A 1,170-nucleotide genomic window follows, 5' to 3' on the forward strand; every position below is an offset into this window, starting at 1 on the left:
AGCAGGAAATGCGTAAATGGTATTCAGCGGTATTAAACGATAAGACTTTTAAGGCAGATTATCCAGATGAATATACATTATTGAATAATGTGCGTTTTGTGACACTTGATGTTTCTGATAAAACAAATTATGGTGTTTTAGATCCTTTCATTGTGATTGATGTGAGTGGTACAGCAGGACAAACGCAATCTAACCAGGAAAATTTGAAAGCAACTGTGACAGAAATTTTCAAACAAATTTACCGTGATTATGGTTCCTTAATTCGTGAAACAGAATTAGATCTAGCCATTGATAAAATTATTCAAAAGCGACAAGCTGGTGAAACCGTTGGTATGTTAGATGTCATTGAAGAATTAGCCCAAAACGAAGATGAAGACGTGAAACATTTAGCCAAGTTTTTATCAGGTAAAGTTACTCGTAGTTCATTATCCCTAGTTTTTTCTCATGGTGAAAGTGAGGGATTGAAGTTAAAAAATCGGATTACTATTCTTGAAACAGCAGGATTGACATTGCCACAACATGACAAACCGACACATGATTACACCGAATTTGAGGTGGCAAGTATGATTGTAATGACGGTGTTAGGGGTCTTTAGTCGGACGTTTGCGACACGGGATTATGATGAAAAAACGGTTGAAATATTTGATGAAGCTTGGACGTTTACAACGTCTGATATTGGTAGTCGCATTTTTAATGAAATGGCACGTATTGGACGTTCTGCCAACAACTTGTTAATTCCCGTGACACAATCAGTTCATGATGTTAAAAGTGATAATTTTGGTGTTTTATTTGCCTTTGATGAGGATAAGGAACAGCCAGATATTTTACAACATGTTGGTTTGCCAGTTAATGATGACAACATCAAAGAATTAGGTAATATGGTCATGGGACAGTGTTTTATGAAAGATATTTATGGACGGGTTGAAAAAATAACGGTTGATGAGCCATTAGTTGCTATGCAACGTGCCTATCAGACGGTTAAAGCTGGTGACACGGCACAAGCCGAAAAAGCTTATCGCTAATATGTTAAAATAGAACAGTCAATAGTTAAGTTAAGTGGTGGCTATTCTTTCAACAGAAAAGAGGTGGTGCTTATGGTGTAAAACCTATAAACACGAACTCTAGGAAAGGAAAAGCCTGGTGTCTGTTTCAGACGCTTTACAGCTCATG

General features: G+C 36.9%; 1 protein-coding gene. It reads left to right on the forward strand.

Features of this window, described 5'->3' with window-relative positions; translation table 11 throughout:
• Positions 1-1,022: ATP-binding protein (locus BMG01_RS10550; protein ID WP_198941276.1), on the forward strand; the 1,022-nt coding region annotated here is incomplete at its 5' end.
• Between the last annotated feature and the right edge of the window lie 148 nt (positions 1,023-1,170).

It is taken from the genome of Leuconostoc sp. BM2 (assembly GCF_002095565.1).
GTDB lineage: Bacteria > Bacillota > Bacilli > Lactobacillales > Lactobacillaceae > Leuconostoc > Leuconostoc falkenbergense.